22 protein-coding genes are annotated in these 17,824 nt (G+C 41.4%); 11 read left to right on the forward strand and 11 right to left on the reverse strand.

Annotation, left to right across the window (positions count from 1 at the left end):
- Nucleotides 1-67 precede the first annotated feature (67 nt).
- Nucleotides 68-1,600, forward strand: coding sequence for a bifunctional GNAT family N-acetyltransferase/carbon-nitrogen hydrolase family protein (locus B1F84_RS00425; RefSeq protein WP_076919942.1), 1,533 nt, complete (start codon nt 68-70; stop codon nt 1,598-1,600).
- A complete protein-coding gene (locus B1F84_RS00430) occupies nt 1,600-1,917 on the forward strand; it encodes a multidrug efflux SMR transporter (protein ID WP_008109014.1) in 318 nt (105 codons plus the stop codon). Before B1F84_RS00425 ends, B1F84_RS00430 begins: the two co-directional genes overlap by 1 nt.
- Nucleotides 1,918-1,956: 39 nt before the next feature.
- Here B1F84_RS00430 and B1F84_RS00435 read toward each other — a convergent pair whose 3' ends face one another.
- Entirely contained in the window at nt 1,957-2,838 is an 882-nt protein-coding gene (locus tag B1F84_RS00435; protein ID WP_131690258.1) for a DMT family transporter, read from the reverse strand.
- 242 nt (nt 2,839-3,080) lie between these two features.
- On the opposite strand from B1F84_RS00435, the gene B1F84_RS00440 reads away from it, so the two are divergent.
- Nucleotides 3,081-3,464: an MAPEG family protein gene (locus B1F84_RS00440; protein WP_076919941.1), complete on the forward strand. Its 384-nt coding sequence runs from the start codon at nt 3,081-3,083 to the stop codon at nt 3,462-3,464.
- A 74-nt stretch (nt 3,465-3,538) separates the two neighbouring features.
- Here B1F84_RS00440 and B1F84_RS00445 read toward each other — a convergent pair whose 3' ends face one another.
- The 3 genes from B1F84_RS00445 to B1F84_RS00455 form a co-directional block, all read right to left on the reverse strand.
- Nucleotides 3,539-4,747 carry a M56 family metallopeptidase gene (locus tag B1F84_RS00445; protein ID WP_096038066.1) on the reverse strand — a complete coding sequence of 403 codons (1,209 nt, stop codon included), beginning with the start codon at nt 4,745-4,747 and terminating at the stop codon, nt 3,539-3,541.
- 9 nt (nt 4,748-4,756) lie between these two features.
- The gene (locus tag B1F84_RS00450; protein ID WP_131690259.1) at nt 4,757-5,131 is read right to left on the reverse strand and encodes a BlaI/MecI/CopY family transcriptional regulator; all 375 of its coding nucleotides are present in this window, start codon (nt 5,129-5,131) and stop codon (nt 4,757-4,759) included.
- A 113-nt stretch (nt 5,132-5,244) separates the two neighbouring features.
- Nucleotides 5,245-5,934 (reverse strand): pseudouridine synthase, encoded by a 690-nt coding sequence (locus B1F84_RS00455; RefSeq protein ID WP_131690260.1) that lies wholly within the window; start codon nt 5,932-5,934, stop codon nt 5,245-5,247.
- A gap of 91 nt (nt 5,935-6,025) precedes the next feature.
- Between B1F84_RS00455 and B1F84_RS00460 the strand changes: the two genes are divergently transcribed.
- On the forward strand, nt 6,026-6,331 hold the full coding sequence (locus B1F84_RS00460; RefSeq protein WP_008109023.1) for a DUF6482 family protein: 306 nt from the start codon (nt 6,026-6,028) through the stop codon (nt 6,329-6,331).
- 40 nt (nt 6,332-6,371) lie between these two features.
- A complete protein-coding gene (locus B1F84_RS00465; protein ID WP_008468566.1) occupies nt 6,372-6,791 on the forward strand; it encodes a GNAT family N-acetyltransferase in 420 nt (139 codons plus the stop codon).
- Nucleotides 6,792-6,805: 14 nt separating this feature from the next.
- On the opposite strand, the gene B1F84_RS00470 is transcribed toward B1F84_RS00465, so the two are convergent.
- The 7 genes from B1F84_RS00470 to B1F84_RS00500 form a co-directional block, all read right to left on the reverse strand.
- Nucleotides 6,806-7,165, reverse strand: coding sequence for a HopJ type III effector protein (locus B1F84_RS00470; protein WP_008468568.1), 360 nt, complete (start codon nt 7,163-7,165; stop codon nt 6,806-6,808).
- 74 nt (nt 7,166-7,239) lie between these two features.
- Nucleotides 7,240-7,944, reverse strand: coding sequence for an HAD-IA family hydrolase (locus B1F84_RS00475; RefSeq protein WP_131690261.1), 705 nt, complete (start codon nt 7,942-7,944; stop codon nt 7,240-7,242).
- A 10-nt stretch (nt 7,945-7,954) separates the two neighbouring features.
- Nucleotides 7,955-8,899 (reverse strand): tyrosine recombinase XerC, encoded by a 945-nt coding sequence (locus tag B1F84_RS00480; RefSeq protein WP_131690262.1) that lies wholly within the window; start codon nt 8,897-8,899, stop codon nt 7,955-7,957.
- Nucleotides 8,896-9,507 carry a DUF484 family protein gene (locus B1F84_RS00485; RefSeq protein ID WP_131690263.1) on the reverse strand — a complete coding sequence of 204 codons (612 nt, stop codon included), beginning with the start codon at nt 9,505-9,507 and terminating at the stop codon, nt 8,896-8,898. Before B1F84_RS00485 ends, B1F84_RS00480 begins: the two co-directional genes overlap by 4 nt.
- Nucleotides 9,504-10,334, reverse strand: a complete 831-nt coding sequence (dapF, locus tag B1F84_RS00490; RefSeq protein WP_008109029.1) for a diaminopimelate epimerase — start codon at nt 10,332-10,334, stop codon at nt 9,504-9,506. The genes B1F84_RS00485 and dapF overlap by 4 nt, the downstream gene beginning before the upstream one ends.
- 64 nt (nt 10,335-10,398) lie before the next feature.
- On the reverse strand, nt 10,399-11,652 hold the full coding sequence (lysA, locus tag B1F84_RS00495) for a diaminopimelate decarboxylase (RefSeq protein WP_054202878.1): 1,254 nt from the start codon (nt 11,650-11,652) through the stop codon (nt 10,399-10,401).
- Nucleotides 11,653-11,832 carry a lipoprotein gene (locus B1F84_RS00500; protein ID WP_131690264.1) on the reverse strand — a complete coding sequence of 60 codons (180 nt, stop codon included), beginning with the start codon at nt 11,830-11,832 and terminating at the stop codon, nt 11,653-11,655. It abuts the gene before it with no gap.
- A 148-nt stretch (nt 11,833-11,980) separates the two neighbouring features.
- On the opposite strand from B1F84_RS00500, the gene cyaY reads away from it, so the two are divergent.
- Genes cyaY through B1F84_RS00530 form a run of 6 tightly spaced genes read left to right on the forward strand, consistent with a single transcriptional unit; the run spans nt 11,981 to nt 17,821 of the window.
- On the forward strand, nt 11,981-12,304 hold the full coding sequence (cyaY, locus tag B1F84_RS00505) for an iron donor protein CyaY (RefSeq protein ID WP_008109036.1): 324 nt from the start codon (nt 11,981-11,983) through the stop codon (nt 12,302-12,304).
- Nucleotides 12,301-12,957 carry an alpha/beta fold hydrolase gene (locus B1F84_RS00510; RefSeq protein WP_008109038.1) on the forward strand — a complete coding sequence of 219 codons (657 nt, stop codon included), beginning with the start codon at nt 12,301-12,303 and terminating at the stop codon, nt 12,955-12,957. Before cyaY ends, B1F84_RS00510 begins: the two co-directional genes overlap by 4 nt.
- 23 nt (nt 12,958-12,980) lie before the next feature.
- Nucleotides 12,981-13,880, forward strand: a complete 900-nt coding sequence (locus tag B1F84_RS00515) for a DUF2914 domain-containing protein (protein WP_131690265.1) — start codon at nt 12,981-12,983, stop codon at nt 13,878-13,880.
- Nucleotides 13,881-13,938: 58 nt separating this feature from the next.
- On the forward strand, nt 13,939-14,877 hold the full coding sequence (hemC, locus tag B1F84_RS00520) for a hydroxymethylbilane synthase (RefSeq protein WP_076919931.1): 939 nt from the start codon (nt 13,939-13,941) through the stop codon (nt 14,875-14,877).
- Nucleotides 14,877-16,715 (forward strand): uroporphyrinogen-III C-methyltransferase, encoded by a 1,839-nt coding sequence (locus B1F84_RS00525; RefSeq protein WP_036934546.1) that lies wholly within the window; start codon nt 14,877-14,879, stop codon nt 16,713-16,715. Before hemC ends, B1F84_RS00525 begins: the two co-directional genes overlap by 1 nt.
- A complete protein-coding gene (locus B1F84_RS00530) occupies nt 16,712-17,821 on the forward strand; it encodes a heme biosynthesis HemY N-terminal domain-containing protein (protein ID WP_131690266.1) in 1,110 nt (369 codons plus the stop codon). Before B1F84_RS00525 ends, B1F84_RS00530 begins: the two co-directional genes overlap by 4 nt.
- The last annotated feature ends 3 nt before the right edge of the window (nt 17,822-17,824 follow it).

The following is a 17,824-nucleotide window of genomic DNA, read 5'->3' on the forward strand; positions in this document are numbered from 1 at the left end:
CATAAACCTAATAAAGCTGAGCATGTGTTCAGCTTTTTTGATTCTTACATGCCCCAAGGAGTTGCGTATGTCGGCAGAAAAAACCCATCTTGAAATTTGTAACTTAACCCGAGAACAATACCCACAAATTAAAACCTTGATGGACGAAGCTTACCCCGACCTAGGCGGAGCATGGCCAAGCCATACTATTTTTAGACTCATCGATCAGTTCCCTGAAGGGCAAATCGGTATTGTGGATGACGGCGTGCTGGTGGGTTTAGCGCTGAGTGTACAGGTAGATTATGCGCGTTTTTCAAACCCGCATACCTATGAAGATATTGCCGATGGCCACGACCGTGTATTTAGCGATACCACAGGAGATGCTTTATACGGCTTGGATGTTGCCATTAGTGAGCAATACCGAGGCATGCGTTTAGGGCGCCGTTTATATGATGCGCGAAAAGAATTGTGTCGCCAGTATAACTTACGCGCTATTTTAGCGGGTGGGCGTATTCCGCGTTATTACAATCACAGCAGTGAAATGACCCCGATGGAATACATTGCTAAGGTCGATCAAAAAGAGCTGTATGACCCCATACTCAGTTTTCAATTAGCCAATGACTTTCAGGTTAAACGATTATTAAAAAAATACTTACCTGAAGATCAGGAGTCGGTCGGTTATGCCACATTACTTGAGTGGAATAACATTATGTATGAGCCAACCGACACCGTTATTGAGTCAACTAAATCAATCGTGCGCGTAGGAGCTGTGCAATGGCAAATGCGCTGTGTTGAATCGGTTGAAGAAATGCTTAAGCAAGTTGAATACTTTGTTGATACGGTATCTGATTACAAAAGCGATTTTATTTTATTCCCTGAGTTTTTTAATGCGCCACTGATGGGATTAACTGAACAAAGTAATCAAACCGAGGCAATTCGGTATTTAGCCGAATACACAGAGACCTTTAAAAACGCCATGTCGCGTATGGCGATAGAATACAACGCCAACATTATTACCGGCTCAATGCCGCTTGCCGAAGACGATAAAATATATAACGTTAGTTATTTATGCCATCGCAGCGGTAAAATAGACGAGCAACGTAAAATTCATATTACCCCGCATGAACAAAATGATTGGGTGATCCAAGGCGGTGATAAAATTGCTGTATTCGATACAGATGCAGGCCGTGTAGGTATTCAAATTTGTTATGATGTCGAATTTCCTGAGTTGTCACGTATTTTGGCCACCCAAGGTTTGGATATTTTATTTGTGCCATTTTGGACTGACACTAAAAATAGTTACTTGCGTGTACGCCATTGTGCCCAAGCACGTGCCATTGAAAACGAATGTTATGTGGTTATTGCAGGCTCTGTGGGTAACTTACCTGAAGTAGAAAGCTTAGATGTGCAGTTTTCACAGTCGGCAGTACTAACCCCATCGGACTTTTCATTTCCGCACGATGCCACACTAAATGAAGCCACCACCAATACAGAAATGTTATTATTTAGCGACTTAGATATGGATAAGTTAAAAATTCTTCACAGTGAAGGGACAGTGCGTAACTTAAAAGATCGCCGTCACGATTTGTATGAAGTGATATTGAAAAAGAGAGATGTTTAATGGCGTGGATGTATTTAATTATTGCTGGGTTACTTGAGATTGGTTGGCCTATAGGGTTAAAAATCTCTCAAACCCCTGAAACTCGTTGGCAGGGTATAGCAGTTGCCGTTGCATTTATGGTCGCGAGTGGCTTTATGCTGTGGTTAGCGCAAAAGCAAATATCTATGGGTACGTCATATGCGGTGTGGACAGGTATTGGGGCCGCTGGTACGTTTTTAGTGGGTATATTATTTTACGGTGATGCCGCTACGTTTGGTCGTATTGCTGGTGTGTTAATGATTATTTGTGGTGTGATCACCCTAAAAATTAGTCATTAGTTATTAAAAAACAAGCGCAGCTTTATAGCTGCGCTTTTTTTAGCTGCTCGGCAGCATAACCAATATGGCAGCCACTGCAATCAGTAATAGCCCTGCGCTGTCTTGGCGTTTTAGTGGTTGTTTTAACCATAAAACAGCAATTAACATCGTAAAAAATACCTCTATCTGTCCGAGTGTTTTTACATAGGCAACATGTTGTAAGCTCATTGCGCTAAACCAACCTATTGACCCCAAGCAACTAAATATACTCACCGTACAAGTCATGCCCTTATGCTGAAGCATAGTTTGAAACGTGTCGCGTTCTTTTAAGGCAATATAAATACACAGCATCAGTGTTTGTAAACTAATAACAAGCAATAAAACCCATGCAGGCGCATACGGAAAAGCAATCCCCGAACTCAAGCTGGCTTCTCTGATCCACGATGATGACAACGCAAAGGCGGTACCGCAGGCAAGTCCTGTTAATGCTGTTTTTAAGCTAAAGTGTTTTACATTGGCAATACCACTTAATAGTAATACCGCAATTGCACCAATGAATACGCCCAGCCAACCAAGTAATGACAGCGTTGAGCCAAAAAACAATAGCCCGAGTATGGCCGCCATAAGCGCTTCGCTTTTAGCGAGGCCGGCACCTACAGCAAAATTATTCATTTTAAATAATTTAACCATGAGTCCCGTAGCAATAATTTGCACTATGCTGGCACCAATAATGTAGCTAATAAATAAAGGGTTAAATGAAGGAAAGGGAGCATCTTGGTAATAATAAAGCGCATATAAATACAGCCCAGCAATAGGGCTTGCGACAATAAAGCGGGCTAATGTAACGCCAGCAATGCTCACATGAGTGCTTAATTTACTTTGCAGAGCGTTACGCCATGACTGCATAAATGCAGCAAAAATAGTCAGTAAAATCCAAATCATCTTAAACAGCATACAATAAGTGGAGGAGTAATTTAGCAGTACTAAGACATGAAAGCGACCCTCAAAAAGGCATAATGAATATTCATCACCTGCGACAATTTGCCACAGTGACGCACTGCTTAAATCGGCTATAGTGTCTGGGATGTTACTGCTAGCCGCCAGAACTCAGGTTATTTATATTTGGCGGCATTTTTCTATGTGCTGTGTTATTTTGAGTTATAAATAATAACTTGAGAATTATAATGACGACTTTATTGGTTTGCGCCTTAATTGCAGTGATCATGCCTTATGTTGCGAGAATCCCAGCGATTATAGAAATGAATAAGCTCGGTGGTTACGATAATAAACATCCGCGGCAACAACAAACACAACTTACAGGACTCGGAGCACGGGCGCTGGCTGCTCATCAAAACTGTTTTGAATCGTTAGCGGTTTTTGCCGTTGCTTTGGCTGCTGTATTAGGCACAAACAATGTTAATGCCGTAACCGAAACTTTAGCGATGACGCATATTGTAGCGCGTATTTTATTTTGTACTTTTTATTATTTAAACCTCGATATTATTCGCTCGATCACTTGGCTGGTGGGAATAGGCACCGCTATTGGCATGATCGCCGTCAGTTTATAACGAGAATAAGCAAAAACCACAAAGCAAGCAGCCTAAAAGGGTGCTTGCTTTATAGTCTTAAACACTTATTCCCATTAATGCGATATGTTAACTCGCTCTATTAAATCACTTTTTGTAACTGTACTGTTGAGTGCAAAATCAAGTTGTATTAGTACGTTCTGTTGTCCCATTGATGAAGGCGTATATTGCCATTGCATCAGTGCTCTTTTTGCTTCTTTGTTAAAGACTGCTTCTGGTTCAGCTTTTACAACAGTAATGTTAGCTGTTTTGCCTGCTGGGGTTATGTCGTATTTTAATACCACTGAACCGCTAATGCCTTGTTCCGCTGCTTGCTTAGGGTAAAGCGGTTCGATTCGCATTACGGGAGCGATAGATGTTTCTTTTTTAGCTGATGCTTCAGGTTGCTTTGCTACAGCTAAGCCACTGAGCAAGCTTGCTGCTATAAGTAACACGCTTCCTTTTGCTAGGCGCGAATGTGCGCCGTTATGTTTGATATTAGTAAGTCGTTGTAACATGGTTTTTTTATCTCCGTAGTGTGAATAAGCCATCAGACCCGCTGGCGCATTGGCAGCGCAGTTTATTAAGGCTTTGCTGTATAAAATTTGTTGCTGTGTGGTTTTATTGCTTAGTACCCGTTCATCACAAGTTAGCTCCTGCAAACGTCTACAGCTTGCGTAAGCCATCCAAGCCAGAGGGTTAAACCACAATAAAATTGTAGCCAGTAATAGCAGCACATTTATAAGGTTGTCTTTGCGCTTTATATGCACGTTTTCGTGCTCTAGAATAAGCGCCAGAGTAGTATTATCAAACTGAGTATTATAATTGTGCGGCAATACCAGTTTGCTATTAAAAACACCAATGACCATGGGCGTAGCCACCTGAGCGCTGGTATAAGTTTGTACTCCTATTGTTAATTGCTTAAAATGTGCTAACTCAGTGAGCTGTAGGCCTTTAACAAATCGGGTATGGGTAACAACAGCGGCAATTAATAAGACCGTGGTAATAATGACATACAGTAGCGCTAAACTAACACTCAAGCTGTTTGTAAGTACCTGATTAGGTGTAATTAAATAGTAACTAATGCCGCTATTTTGCAGTGGCTTAATTGCACTAGGTAAATTAGCCAACAGAACTGATACAGGTATTAACCAAGCTAATTTATACACAAAGCGTGAACCAAGGGTTTTTAAGCCAAAGCGCTCAAGTAAAACAAACCCTGCAAACAACAGACTTAATAATAGCTGCTGTTCAATGAGCCAATTAAATCCTATTTGAATCGCCATGCTAACTCCTTACTTTTGATTCTTTTCCCAGTCATCAATGACTTTTTTAAGCTCGTTTATATCTTGCTGAGAGAGTTGCTCCGATTTAGCGAAGCCACTTACCAAAGGAGCTATACGGCCACTAAAAAAGCGCTCTATGAAGTTCTTACTCTCTTTTAAAGTATAATCAGCACGCTTTATACAGGGGGTGTAAATATATTGGCGGCCGTCTTTTTCAAAGCTAAGCGCCCCTTTTTTTACTAATCGACCCAATAAGGTTTTAATGGTTTTTTCGTGCCATTGTTTATCATCACTCAAGCGCTCAATAATTTGGCTGGCATTAGCGGGGTAGCTAATCCATAGCGCATCGAGTACTTCAAATTCTGCTTTGGATAATTCGATCATTTCATTGCCTACAAATGTAATCTTTAATTTAAGACTACACTTGTAATCTATTTTTGCAAGTTTATTTTATATTTTTTTATCGCATTAAAGTGAGGGGGGGTAGCGTGAGCTTGTTAGCCTAAAATGTCGCTTTTATTAATTTTTATAAACTGGTTTTCAGGTAAATTTAAATGGTCTAACAGTAATTCACTTATTTGTACGCGGTATAAATCAATCACTTTGTAACCACAGTAATGCGCCATTTTACGAATTTGTCGATTTAGTCCTTGTTTTAAAATAATACTAAACTGATTGTCAGTGATTTTAGTCACCTCACACGGCAAAGTCATTTGCTTGTCGACAGGGACGCCTGCAGCCATTTTTTCGCAAAAATCCGCATCTAAAGGTTTATTGACGGTTACTAAATAGCGTTTAGGCTGATGAAAGTCAGGGTGGATCAGCTGGTTACAAAAATCTCCATCATTGGTCAAAATAAGCAATCCGCGTGAGTCTTTATCAAGGCGACCAATAGGGTATACCCGTGTTAGTTGCGGTAAATGATGAATAAGGCTGCTTGGGTCGTGCTGATTGAGTTTACAATCAATTCCTACTGGTTTGTGATAAGCAAAGTAGACTAAATCTGCAGGGCCTTTAATGGCTTGGCCATTAACAATGACACTGTCGTTTTCGTCCACATGATCGATATGATTAGCTTGGCGATTATTAACCATGACAACGCCTTCATCAATTAAGCGCGACGCTTGTTTGCGAGAGCATACGCCGGCATGCGCTATGTACTTTGCGAGTCGAATTTTTGTATCCATGATAGCGCGTAATTAAAAAAATCTGATCGCGATTATAGCAAAGCTGCGTATTGATTACTTGGACAGTTAATTTAACAGTAGGTAGGTTAATATGGGTATTCAATTTTCAGAATTAAAAAAGCATCAGCCATTACAAAAAGTGGTGGTTCATTCACTGGAAATGGCCTTGTATCAAGTGTCTGTTGTCATTAATAATGTTGAATACTATGTACAAGAAAGTGATGGTGAATTTGTAAAGGCAGTTAGCCCATTACATATTCAAAAACGATTTGAAGACATTGCTTATGCGCAAATGATGCTCAGGCATACCAGCGCTTATGATGAAATGTGTGGTCAGCCGGAAAAAATTTCTAGCAATATGCTTGAAGTTCCCTTTGGACAAAATAACCTGTTTTAACATCAGGTATTTGCTAAAATAGGTCTATTTGGAACGCCCAATGTACCTATTGCATGCTGATAATACTGAGCAATTAAACCAAGCACTGCGCGCTAATATGCTTGAGTTTAATGCTCAACACTTCGACGCAGAGCGCCAAGCTCTTGGCTTTAAATATCTCAACAAACAGAATGAATTAGTTGCCGGTATAAGCGGTCATGTATTTGGCAATTGGCTGCTAATAAGTTGGTTGTGGTGCGATGAATCGGCACGAGGCAATGGCTTGGCTGATTCGTTACTAATGTCATTAGAACACGCGGCAATTGAACTGGGCGCGGTTCAGGCTCAGCTTGACACCTTAGACTTTCAAGCCAAACCTTTCTATGAAAAGCGCGGTTATCAGGTTAAATATCAACTTAACAATTACCCGCTTAGTGGTGCGCGTTACTTTATGGAAAAACCGCTAATAGTGGCTAAATAACGCTGTTTTAAGCGTTATTTTTTTGTGGTTAAAGGCGTGCCATCAAAGCTAATGCCTAAAAATGGTGTCGCCTCCGGCGCTAACATAAACGTACGAATATTCATGTGGTCATCGGCATTTGGGTTGTTTAGTACATCTTCACGGTAAAATTTACCAAAGCAATCTAAGGTATTTTGTTTGCTAAGACCGTTGAGCTTAGCAAATGCAAAAATTTTGCACGAACCGTTATTTTCACTCGCAGAGCTCAATAACCCATGGTTACTGAAACTGCATGCTGTAAAAGTATAGTGCTCATCAATAACGGCCATAGTATCAGCAAAGCTAATACTTTTAGGCTCATCTGCGAGCGTTGTTAAGTAATCTGTGAGCGTCATACGCTGTCCTTGTTATTATAATATGTCGTTAATTAACTAACTCTAACCTATCTTATTAGTAAAACAAGCATAGGTTATATTAAATGGGTTAATGCATGAATGTTGGTTATTTCAATATCAGCCAGCCCTTTGTAGGCATAAGCTTGTGCTTGATTATTTAACCATACAGACTGACAGCCCGCGTTATTAGCACCTTGCACATCGCTATCAAGGCTATCGCCAATGTGTAACAGTTCGCTGTTTTTAATATTTAAATGCGTAGCAGCCTGATCAAATAATGTTGTGTGCGGCTTTGCTTTACCGTGCAATCCTGCCTGTAGGACTAGTTCAAATTTGTCTTTTAAATTAAAGCGTTCAACCTCAACATTGCCATTGGTAATGGCGATTAATCTGTAGTGCTGACCTAGTTTATCAAGCAACTTCAGTACGTCTTTGCTCACAGTAATATTGCTTCGCTCATCAGCAAATGCTTGATACGCCTTATTTGCATGATGCTCTATTTCATCACCTTTAAAACCTAATTCAGACAATACTAAGCGCAAGGTATGCTTACGCCATTGAGTGACATCATCAATAAGCTCTGGCTGCTTTAGCGCCGCGAGTTCACGGCATTGTTGCCAAAATTGAGCTCCTTGTTGACGATAACCTGGCAAGGCGTTTAAGTAATCATGCTGCGCTTGAACTGCCGCCGTTATAATGGGTCGGTTATCGTACAAGGTGTCGTCTAAGTCAAAACTCAGCACAGAAAAAGGAGAAATTGCGCGATTAAATCGGATCATGGTTGCTGCTCTAATCAGTTCTTTTTTTAGCACGTGGGTGGGTGTTATCGTACACCTTAGCTAAGTGCTGAAAATCTAAATGGGTATAAACTTGGGTTGCAGATAAACTACTGTGGCCTAATAGCTCTTGGACTGCTCGTAAATCGCCAGAAGACTCTAAAATATGCGATGCAAATGAGTGGCGCAATTTATGTGGATGAACTTGCGAGCTAATACCTTGTTTAATACCCCATTCTTGCATACGCAAACGAACTTGGCGTACAGAGATACGGTTTTTTTTGCTACTTAAAAATACCGCATGTTCATCTGCACCCATATACAGTGGGCGAACTGCCAGCCAGTTTTTTAATGCCTCAAGTGCTTTAGAGCCAACCGGTATTAGGCGTTCTTTTGCGCCTTTACCTCGCACTAATATTTCACCGCTACGAGTGTTTATATCTTGCATGTTAGTGCCAACTAACTCGCTAATACGTAACCCTGAAGAATACATCAGTTCCATCATGGCTTTATCACGAATGGCGAGCGGATCATCATCGGGGATTTCGAGTAAACGAGCCATTTGGTCAACATCAAGGTTTTTAGGTAAAGGTCGCGCAAATTTAGGGCCTTTTATACCCTGTGCCGGATTGTGGTAATGCGCTTGCTCAGTAATGTTTTTTGCTTTTAAAAATTTATACAAACTACGAATGCAGCTTAATTTTAAGCTGATTGTTCTGCCGCTTAACTGTTTTGCCCGCAGTGCCATACTGTAACGGCGAATATGCTCGCTTTGTACCGCGAACCAATTGTCGCATAGCTTATTAAAATACAAGGCGGCAAAACCTAATTGGCTGACATACTGATTGACGGTGTGCGCCGAATACTGGCGTTCAAATTTTAAGTAATCACTAAATAATGTAATGGGTGTACGCCAGCTATCGCTTAAGTCGCTTATATTTGGCGCGTTATCGCTCATGCCAGTTCCAGTAACCGTATTTGCAGTGAGCGCACAAAGTCTAATACAAATAAGTTATCTTGTGAGGGCTCAAAGTGGTTTTCATCGTGGCTGCCAAAAGCCAAAATTGCGTAGGGATTACTCGGCTCACCAATTAAATAAAGTGCGGTCGATTGAGTGTCATTGTTAAAGAGTAAGTCGCGTTCTTGCTGATTTACACGGCCTAAATAATGATTACTATTTGATAGTCTGTGCTTTACTAACTCTTCAAAGGCGCTGTCGTATCTAACGAGTTTGCACTCATTAATAGTCGGGCTCATACAAATAATATTACGTAAGTTACTGGCCAGCGTATTAAAGTCGTAATTACTCCACAGCTGCCGGTGGCATTGGCTAAATAAACGATAAACCAGTTCATTCTGGGTCGCATTTTTGCTCATGCTGTCTATTTGATTTTTTAGCTGTGTATTGTGCTCGCGTAATTGGCGCTGCTGAATATGCACTAACGAAGTTGCACCTTGAACTTGCTGTTGTAACTCAAGTTGCGCTAATAACTCAGGTTGATTAATTAAAAAATCAGGATGCTGTTGTAAGTAGTCTATTACTTGCTGTTTAGTTAATTCACTCATAGTGCCACTTGCCCATCAAATACATGTTCAGCGGGGCCAGTCATACGCACTGGATGGCCTTCGCCACTCCAGCGAACTTGTAAGCTACCGCCGGGTAAATCAACTTGTACTGTGCTGGTGAGCTTATTTTGGATAAAGCCAATCACCATGGCGGCACACGCGCCGGTACCGCAAGCAAGTGTTTCGCTTACACCACGCTCCCATACTCTGAGTTTAATGTGTTCTTGAGAGATAACCTGCATAAAGCCAATGTTCGCGCGCTGCGGGAAACGTTCATGGTTTTCAAGCAATGGGCCTAGGGTATCCACTTGGGCTGTTTCTATATCGTCTACTTCCATAACACAATGCGGGTTGCCCATAGATACGGCACCACTAAAAACGGTATGTTCTTCTGCGCGAATAATGTAAGTCAGCTCACGTTTGGTTGCTTTGAGTGGAATTTTATTTGGCTCAAAATTAGGGTGACCCATATTAACCGTTACTTGACCGTCTTTTTCAATATACAGGGTAAGATTACCTGACTTAGTCGACACGCTAATCTTATGTTTATTGGTTAAGCCTTTCATGCGTACAAAGCGGGCAAAGCAACGCGCACCGTTACCACATTGTTCTACTTCGTGGCCGTCAGCGTTAAAAATACGATAGTGAAAATCGAGATCCGGTGAGTAAGGGGCTTCAACCATCAATAATTGGTCAAACCCAATGCCGAAATGGCGATCGGCCAGCTTTTTGATTTGATCACGGGATAAAAAAACGTTTTGTGTAATATTATCAATCACAACAAAGTCGTTACCTAAGCCGTGCATTTTGGAAAAATTAACTAACATAGCGCTCTAATTCGGTTTTGCTCTGTGCTAATCATGCCACAGAGCAGCTAGTTGGCAAAAACGTTTATGGTAAAACTTTCTCACCTTGGTATAGGCTTTCGATAGTTTCGCGTTCGCGAATAAGGTGATGTTGCTCACCATCAACCATTATTTCAGCAACCCGTGGGCGTGAGTTATAATTTGAGCTCATAGTAAAACCATAGGCTCCAGCACTTCGCTGTACTAATAAATCACCTTGTTTGAGTGCTAATGGGCGGTCTTTACCTAAAAAGTCACCTGTTTCACACACCGGCCCAACTACGTCGTAATTATGGGTCGGTGTTTCGTCATCACGCACTGATACAGGAATAATTTTTTGCCATGCTTGATACAGTGATGGGCGTAACATGTCGTTCATACCCGCATCTACAATCGCAAAATACTTGTCTTGGTTTTGTTTAATAAACTCAACTTGTGTTACTAAAATCCCCGCGTTTGCGGCAATGGCTCGCCCGGGCTCAAAAATCAGTTCTAGGTGACGGTAATTTGCAAGGCGCTGCGTTACTTGTGCTGCATATTCACTTGGGTGTGGAGGTTGTTCGTCGTCGTAGGTTACTCCAAGGCCTCCACCTATATCTAAATGGCTTAGCTCAATACCTGCATTTTTTAATTCATCAATTAATGCCAGTAGTTTATCAAGCGCCTCTAAAAACGGTTTGGTTTGTGTAAGCTGTGAGCCAATATGGCAATCTACGCCAACAATCGTTAAGCCAGGTAATGATGCCGCATGTTGATACACACTTAATGCAGACTCGATTCCAATACCAAACTTATTTTCTTTAAGCCCAGTAGAAATATATGGATGTGTTTTGGCATCAATATCGGGGTTAACGCGAATAGAAATTGGCGCGTCTAAATTAAGCTCGCAGGCCACTTCAGAAATGCGCTCAAGCTCTGAGATTGACTCAACATTAAAGCATTTAATACCTAATTCTAACGCATAAGCAATTTCGTCAGCCGTTTTAGCAACCCCAGAAAATACCACTTTATTAGCAGCACCTCCGGCTTTGATCACCCGAGCTAATTCGCCTTTTGAGACAATATCAAAACCCGCTCCAAGTCGTGCCAATATGTTTAACACCGCAATATTTGAATTTGCTTTAACGGCATAACACACTAGGCTTTTGTGATCTTGAGTCGCATTAGCAAACGCTAAATAATGGCGTTCAAACGTGGCTCTGGAATACACATAACACGGCGTACCATAGTGCTGTGCAATGGTTGCTACGCTGACATCTTCAGCAAATAGTTGGTTGTTTTTATAATTAAAAAAATCCATTTACTGCTCCTGTTGTTGCTCGGCGGGTGTTTGTTTGTTAGGAATGTCAGTTGGCTGCTTTTGTTCAGCAGGCTGCTCGGGTAAGTACAGCGGGCCGCTTTGGCCACAGCCAGCTAATGCACACAACAATACGGTGCAGATTAATAGTTGTTTTAATTGTAAGGTATATGTCGCTTTCATTAGATTAATACGGTTGCTGGCTTTATAATCGCAGAGTAACAGAATATCTAAAAAATGCAGCTATTCGCGGATGATTTTATTCCTGTTACACTAGCTCTATAAACATGCACCCATTATTTAGGCGCCTCGCCTGCAAAGGAAATTAACGATGACTGATCACGAATATCACCAGTTAGCAGAAGCTCTTATGTTCACTATTGAAGAACAAGTTGATGATTGTGAAGCAGATTTAGATTATGAATCGGCTCAAGGTATTTTAGAAATTATTTTTCCAGATCGCAGTAAGATTGTGATTAATAAGCAAGCCCCTTTGCACCAGGTATGGGTAGCAACAAAATTCAATGGACATCATTTTGAAATGCGTGATGGTCAATGGATTGATAACCGCTCGGGTGCAGAGTTTTGGAGTTTCATCAATGAAGCGTCAACACGTCAAGCGGGTCAAGAAATTAAGTGGCAATCAACGCTATGAGTTTAGGGTTTGTAGAATACCCGGCACAAAGTGCCCATAAAGCCACGGTGATTTGGCTACATGGCTTAGGTGATTCAGGTGATGGTTTTGCACCAGTTGCCCCGCAGCTCGACTTACCTACTGAGTTAGGAGTGCGTTTTATTTTTCCGCACGCGCCTATGCAGGCTGTTACAGTTAATGGCGGTATGCAAATGCGCTCATGGTACGACATTAAATCTATGGATTTAGATAAACGTGCCGATGAGCAAGGGGTTAGAGAATCAGCAGCGAAAGTTGAGCAACTCATCACACAAGAAATTGCCAATGGCATACCGGCGAGTAAAATTATTTTAGCGGGCTTTTCGCAAGGTGGCGTTGTATCGCTGCATTTAGCGCCGCGTTTAGAGCAAAAACTGGCTGGTGTAATGGCGCTGTCAACCTACATGTGTGTGCCACATAAATTGGCCGATGAAGCAAAACAAACACAGTTAAATATATTTATGGCTCATGGTAGCCAAGATGACGTTGTACCGCATAGCGCGGGTAGAAGTGCGTTTGAAGTATTATCAACGCATAACATGGATGTAAGTTGGCAAGAATACCCAATGGGGCATCAGGTTTGTACACAAGAGTTACAAGCTGTGCGCCAATGGTTAATTTCTCGCTTAAGTTAGTTTAGGAGCCGCTGAGGGTCAAAATGAGTCAAAAAATAGTAATAACAGCAAATGTAAAACGCAAACCATCTACTAGCAAACCTAACGTGAGCTATGAGTGGCATTGGCGTCGGATTGTGAGTATTTCTATGTTGGTGATTATGACCTCTGCAGCGGTTATTTACGGCCTGTCTAGCGCTGTAAATGCTGATCAAGGGACGCCGCATCCTAATGAGCAGTCTGATTTAACTGAGCAACAAACAGCAATTGTGTCGCTAAGCGATGATAATGCAGTATCAGTAGAGAGTGAGAAAGCCACAGATGCTGATGAGGAGCCGGTGAGCAGTGTCGCGATTGCAGACCCTAAAACCATTTCCTTGGATGAGCAAAAACCAGCGCCTATTACTGAACAAGTACCATCTGAGTCTGAAGTTCAACAAAGTATTATTAAGCAAGAAGTAGAGCCAACGACCGCAGCTGAGCCTGAAAAAGCAGTCATTGCAGCAATAGCCACTCAAGCCCCTGACGTTGTGAATTCAAAACCCGCTGAGCAAAAAGAATTTGCTGCATCTGCAAATATTGCCAGTGTGGCCATTGGTGCCAAAATAGATACCGCTACCATAAGTCGTGCAGTTCTGACTCGCAGTGTCAGTAACCGTGAGCCAACTAACGTATTTGCCGCTGATGTGCGTTTAAATCAATTTGAAGAGTCGTTGTCATTTTTTAGTGAGCTTAAAAACTTACAGGGCCAGCAGGTAAAACATGTGTGGCTATTTGAAGGTGAAGTAATGGCTGCGGTGGCACTTAAGGTTACTTCTCCACGTTACAGAACGTACTCAACTAAAAATATTATGGATACTCAAATAGGGCATTGGCGCGTTGATGTAGTTGATGAAAACGGGCTACTCATCGCTCAAAAAAAATTTAGAGTTTTAGCAAATTAAATCGCCTTAGATTGAATAAATTTTAATCCTAAAGCGTGTAATTATTAATGGATATTTTATGACCGAAAAAACAAAGTTAGTTCGCATTGCCACTCGTAAAAGTGCATTGGCACTCTGGCAGGCTGAATTTGTAAAAGCGCAGCTAGAGCATTTTCATGATGACGTGCGCGTAGAGCTCGTGCCAATGTCGACTCAGGGCGATATTATTTTAGATACACCATTGGCTAAAATTGGTGGCAAAGGTTTATTTGTAAAAGAACTAGAACAAGCCATGCTTGATGGCCGTGCAGATATTGCTGTGCATTCAATGAAAGATGTACCAGTAGAGTTTCCGGATGATTTAGAACTGCACGTTATTTGTGAGCGTGAAGACCCGCGTGATGCGTTTGTATCAAATAACTTTGCCAATATTGATGCGCTACCACAAGGCGCTATTGTGGGGACTTCAAGTTTACGTCGCCAGTGTCAAATTAGAGCGCTGCGTCCGGATTTAGAAATTCGTGACTTACGCGGCAATGTCAATACACGTTTAGCAAAGCTTGATAGCGGCCAATATGATGCCATTATACTCGCAGCAGCAGGGCTAATTCGTTTAGAGATGGGCGAGCGTATTCGTGACTTTATTGAACCAGAAGTGTCGTTACCTGCTAATGGCCAAGGCGCTGTAGGCATTGAGTGTCGTATAGATGATAGCGTGACAAAAGCATTATTAGCGCCACTTGAGCATAGCGAAACACGTATTCGCGTTAACGCTGAGCGCGCAATGAACCGCCATTTAGAAGGAGGCTGCCAAGTGCCAATTGGTGCGTACGCATTGGTTGATGGTGAGCAAGTACACTTACGTGGTTTAGTCGGTGCGATTGATGGCAGTGAAATTTTACGCGATGAAATTAGTGGTCATGTTGATGATGCTGAAAAGTTAGGTATAGAGCTGGCTAAAAAATTATTAGCACAAGGCGCAGATAAAATTCTAGCTGACGTATATCGAGACGCATAATGAAACATATCTTGATAACTCGGCCCGAAGGAAAAGGCGCAGCCCTTGCACAGCAACTTGAGCAAGCGGGTTATCAAGCGTCTTTATATCCAGTTTTAAAAATAACCTACTTAACGCCGACAAGCGTTGAATTAAGCCCGTTGGTAAACGCCGACAAAATTATTTTTGTTTCACAGGATGCGGTGCATGCATTAAATGCACTTAAGCCTGCAATTAATACCAAAGCGCAGTTTTATGGGGTGGGCCAACAAACAGCTGATACCATTTATGAAGTATTTGGTGTGCGAGCTGCATTACCAAAACAACATGACTCTGAGGGGTTACTTGCGCTTAAGTCATTGGCTGACGTTGATGGCAGTAATATTGTGCTGGTAAAAGGTATTGGCGGGCGACCTGAAATAGCAAAAACCTTGAAGCAACGTGGTGCTTATTTAAATAATTGTGTGGTGTATCAACGTGAGCCTGTAGAGCCTAGTTCAGCTAACTGGATAGACCACTGGCAAAGCCTTAATGTACACGGTATAGTCATTACAAGTAATGCTGCAGTTGACGCTATATTTAATACTATTACGCCAGCGCAACTAACGTGGTTACAACAGTGCGAGTTTTATGTTGCCAGTGAGCGCATTGGTGCTTATTTACAGCAACAAAAAATAAATTCGACCCATATACACACTGCGGCAGGAGCTAGCGACCACGCTATGTTTACCTGCATTAATCAGCAAGGTAGCAAAATGAGTGAACAGTCAGCGACGCCAAAAGCAGAAAAAGAAGCACAGCCAATAGCAAAGAACACTTCTAATACGACTAAAAGTGACTCTGCAAAAGCGAATAACCAAACGCAGAGCACTCCTCAAAAAGTAAGTAAAGTAGGTAGCGTTGCGTTAGTGATTTCCTTGCTTGTTGCCAGTGGCGTGGGTTATGAGTTTTATCAAAAACTCAATGCCGGTAAAGTGCAAAATTTAGCGGTAAATGCATTAACAGAGCAAAATAAGATATTGCAGCAAGAGCTGCAAACGCTTAAGTCTGAGCAGCTCAGTTTGCAACAAGCACTGCTTAATAGCGAAGAGCAAATCGCTATGGCACTCAATGAAAATTCTGTAAAAAATCAACAAGCATTAAAAGCCGCGCTACAAAAGGTACAACAAAGTGGTAATACATTAAACCCACAAGAAGTGACTAGCTTGCAACGTATGGCTGAGTTTAAACTGTGGGCAGAGCAAGATTACTCAGGCACGAGTGCCGTGCTTAAACGTTTAGATTCATTGTTAAGCGACCACTCTGGTACGCTTGAGTTGCGCCAAGCAATTACACAAGATATTCAAACACTCGACAGTATTAAACCGGTTGCGACAGAGGCGATTTATTTACAATTAAATAGCGTAATAAAACGTATTGATGACTTAGTATTTAATGCGGTTAATTTGCCTGAAGAGGCGAGTATAAGTGATGAGAACGCACTCTCTGAAGATGTTAGTGATTGGCAGCAAAATATTCGTAATAGCTGGAATAAAATAGTCGATAGCTTTATTACTATTCGCCATCATGAAGGCGTATTAATTGAGCCGTTATTAACTGACCGAGAGCGCCATTTAATTACCCAGCGTATCAAGCTTAATATTACCCAGGCGCAAGACGCATTAATGAGTAAGCAAGCAAGTATTTATTTTAACGCTTTGAATGATACAAAACGTTTGGTTAATGAATACTTTAAGCAAGATGACGATGCGACAAAGGTGGTAATACAGACCTTAGCCAATCTTGAAAAAGAATCGCTTAACTTTAATCCTCAAGTAACACTGCAAAGCACTCAGCAAGTGAAGGAGTGGGCACAATGATAGGACTGATTATTTTCATTGTCGCGATTGTGTTGGTGCTAGCGATTACCCCTTTTGTGTTAGATGAAAAAGGTTATGTGCTGATTTCATTTAACAATACCACTATAGAAGGCACGATTGTTTCATTTTGTATAATGGCAGCACTGAGTGCAGCGGCTTTGTATTTAACTTACAAGCTAGTGCGTTATTGTTTATCTATTTACAGAAACACTAAGCATGGTTTTTTTGCACGAAGCCAAGAGCGTAAACATGCAGCTATAGAGCAAGCATTGTGGAGTCTCATTAATGATGATTACGAGCAAGTAGACAGTGCGCTATCAAGCAATAGTGTGCCACCTAAATTTACCGATATACGTTTAGCATTATTAGCAAAAGCGGCACTGGCAAATAATCAACCCGATAAAGCGCTTGAGCGTTTGTTTGAAATCAGCCCAGAGCAACAACTTAAAGTGGCTAAACTGTGGTTAGCTAGTGGCGACAGCAGTGTAATTGAACCGCAAATACGGGTGGCTGCAGAATCTAAAAAAGCCACGGTGCTTGATTTGAAGTTGTACACCGAAGTGTTAGTGCAACAGCAGCATTTTAAATTGCTTGAAGACTTTTTACCGCGTTTATTACGCAAAAGCGCCTTGAGTGATACCCAGTGGCAGCAAGTGTTTTTAGCTTATTTTGCAGCGCAAGCAAGTGATGAGTTAACCACTAAATACCAACATTTAGGTAAAAAATTGCAAGCGCATGCGTATACGGCTTATTTAACCCAAATGGCTAAAACCGGGCAATTAGCAAGCATTGAAAATGAGCTAATTAAATTGCTTAAGCACAATAAACAACATGACCAACTGGCTTACATTTTAAGTGAAGCTGCCCCAAGTAATGCTTATAAGTTGCAATCAAGCATTCAAGAGCGACTAAAAAAAGATGAGCATAATAATGCGTTACTATTAGCGTTGGCGTGTTTAGCCAATGCGCAAGGTGATTATGATTTAGCTGCGCGAGTATTCGATAAAGCGCTTAATAGTGAAAATAAATCACAATACCGGCAACAAGCTATATTAAGCTATAAGCACAGTGCACAATTAGATAAGGCACTTGTACTCTACCAATAATCA

This window comes from Pseudoalteromonas sp. DL-6 (assembly GCF_004328665.1).
Lineage (GTDB): Bacteria > Pseudomonadota > Gammaproteobacteria > Enterobacterales > Alteromonadaceae > Pseudoalteromonas.